The 1091-nt window shown below is 71.5% G+C and carries 2 protein-coding genes; both read left to right on the forward strand.

Annotation, left to right across the window (positions count from 1 at the left end; genetic code table 11):
• Positions 1–161 precede the first annotated feature (161 nt).
• On the forward strand, positions 162–794 hold the full coding sequence (folE, locus tag AC1DY2_RS20010; RefSeq protein ID WP_476764006.1) for a GTP cyclohydrolase I: 633 nt from the start codon (positions 162–164) through the stop codon (positions 792–794).
• Positions 791–1091: FAD-dependent oxidoreductase (locus AC1DY2_RS20015; RefSeq protein ID WP_476764007.1), on the forward strand; the 301-nt coding region annotated here is incomplete at its 3' end. The genes folE and AC1DY2_RS20015, both read left to right, overlap by 4 nt.

Here is a 1091-nt window from a genome sequence, read left to right on the forward strand (position 1 = left end):
GACCAGCGGTCGTCGTCGGAGCCGCCGCCATGGGATGCCATGATCGGCAGCCTACTCTAAAAACAGGAAGCATTGACAGAAGAATGCCGCCGACCTAGCGTCGAGGGAAAGCGCGGAAAGGGACCGACCGGCCCCGCCGAACGACACGCTGGAGGTGCTGCATGAGCCCCGATGGAACGCCCGCCCTCGTGCCGCTGCACTCCGTCGCCGACGACGAGGGCCCCCCGATCGACCGCGATCGCGCGCAGCGCGCGATGGCCGACCTGCTCGCCGCCCTCGGCCAGGACCTCCGGTCCCCGCACCTCGCCGACACGCCGCGGCGCGCGACCGACGCGCTCATCGAACTGCTGACGCCCGAGCCCTTCCGGGTCACCACGTTCCCGAACGACGAGGGATACGCCGACCTCGTGCTCCTCACCGACATCCCGTTCCACTCGCTCTGCGAGCACCACCTGCTCCCGTTCCGCGGCGTCGCACACGTCGGCTACGTGCCGGGGGACCGCCTCGTCGGCCTCTCGAAGCTCGCGCGGATCGTCGAGCACGTGTCGAGGGCGCTCCAGGTGCAGGAGCGGATGACGGAGCAGATCGCCGAGTGGCTCGACATCGAGCTCGCCCCGCGCGGCGTGGGCGTCGTGCTCGAGGCCGAACACCTCTGCATGTCCCTGCGCGGGCCACGTATCGTGGGCAGCGTGACCACGACGAGCAGGTTCTCCGGACTCCTCACCGACGATCCGCGCCTCCGGCAGGCATTCGAGTCGCGGTCTGCGACCCGGGGAACGGGGCGGGCCTCATGAGCGGCGAGCGCGGCATCCTGATCATCGGCGGCGGCCTGGCCGGGGCCCGCGCGGCGGAGGGAACGCGGGCGGCGGGCTACGACGGGCCGGTGCGCCTCGTCGCGGCGGAGGACGCGATGCCGTACATCCGTCCACCGCTCTCGAAGGAGTTCCTGAACGGCGGCGGCTCCCGTGACGACCTCGACGTGCATCCCGTGGAGTGGTATKCCGAGCACCGGGTCGACGTGCTCCGCGGCATCCGTGCCACGGCGCTGGAACTCGCCGCCCACCTGGTGCGGCTCGACGACGGACGCGACC

This window comes from Agromyces sp. P1_H4, assembly GCF_056405255.1.

Excerpts from the sequence above, each read along its gene's own strand:
- folE (WP_476764006.1), top strand. The coding sequence starts at position 162 with ATGAGCCCCGATGGAACGCCCGCCCTCGTGCCGCTGCACTCCGTCGCC.